Annotated in this window: 1 protein-coding gene; it reads right to left on the bottom strand. The window is 70.8% G+C overall.

Annotated features, from left to right (window positions below):
• Positions 1 to 1156, bottom strand: a 1156-nt coding sequence (locus tag DQW06_RS05520) for a DivIVA domain-containing protein (RefSeq protein ID WP_117198084.1), incomplete at its 3' end; no start/stop codon positions are given.
• Positions 1157 to 1228 lie beyond the last annotated feature (72 nt).

Genomic DNA, 1228 nt, shown 5'->3' with positions numbered 1-1228 from the left:
CCGGGGCGGCCGGGCCGCCACCGCCGAGCAGCTGGCGCAGCTGCTGGAGGTGCGACTGGATGCTGTCGCGCTGGCGGTTGAGCTCGTCGACCTCCTTCTTGGCGGCCGTCATGATCCGGTTGGCCTCGGACTTGGCGTCCCCGAGCTGGTGCTCGGCCTTGGACTTGGCCTCGGCCTCGATCTGGGCGGCGTTCTTCTTGGCGTTGCCGACCAGCTGCTTGGCGTGGTTCTCGGCGTCGCGGCGGGTCTGCTCGGCCTGCTGGCTCGCCTTGGTGGCGCGCTGCTCGGCGCTGGCGGCCCGCTCCTCGGCCTCGTTGACCATCTTCTGCGTGGCGGCCTGGGCGGCGGCGAGGCGCTCGGCGTCCTGGCGCTCGGCCTCGGCGCGGCGGTCGGCCAGCTGGAGCTCGAACTGGTCCTCGGCCTCGGTGCGCCGGGCCTCGGACTCGGCGTAGGCGCGCTCGGCGTTCTTGCGCAGCTCCTCGGCCTGGCTCTTGGCCGACTGGATGGTCTCGTCGCGCTCGCGCTTGGCCGCGGCGCGGGCCTGGGCGCACTCGCGCTCGGTGGTGGTGCGCAGCTTGGCGATCTCGCCCTCGAAGGTCGCCCGCTTCTCGGCGATCTCGTGGTCGACCGCGGAGCGCTTCTTCTGCACCTCGCGCTCGGTGGTGGAGGTGAGCTCGTCGGCCTCGCGGCGGGCGGTGGTGGAGATCTCCTCCGCCTCGGACTCGGCGGTCTGACGGGTCTCGTCGGCCTCGCGCTGGGCGAGGGCGCGCACCTCGGTGGCCTCGGACTCGGCGGCCGCGCGCATGTCGGCGGCCTCGATCTTGGCGGCCGAGCGGATGTCGTTGGCGTCGATCTGCGCGCTCTGGACCAGCTCGTTGGCCTGCTCCTCGGCCAGGCGCAGCAGCTCCTCGATACGCGAGCCCAGACCGGAGTAGGAGGGGCGCTCGCGCTCCTGGAGCTGGCGGTTCTTGGCGTTGAGCTCGGCCTTGAACTTCTCGACCTGCTTGGAGTACTGCTTGAGCTCGTTGCGCAGGCTGGCCGCGTAGTCATCCACCTGGGTGCGGTCATACCCACGCAGCACCACGTCGAATTCGTGCGGGGTGTTGTCCTCGTCGAAGATGTTGTTGAGCTGGGTGTCGATGTTGTTTGACGGCATGTGGCGGAATCCTGAACGGGTGCGAGACGGCTACTTGCAAGGGGCCGGGGACGGCGGGGAGGGCGGCAGTGC

This window comes from Nocardiopsis sp. TNDT3, from assembly GCF_003427465.1.
GTDB classification, from domain to species: domain Bacteria; phylum Actinomycetota; class Actinomycetes; order Streptosporangiales; family Streptosporangiaceae; genus Nocardiopsis; species Nocardiopsis dassonvillei.
The sequence above is the reverse complement of the archived record's forward strand: the minus strand, read 5'-3'. Positions and strand labels throughout refer to the sequence as shown.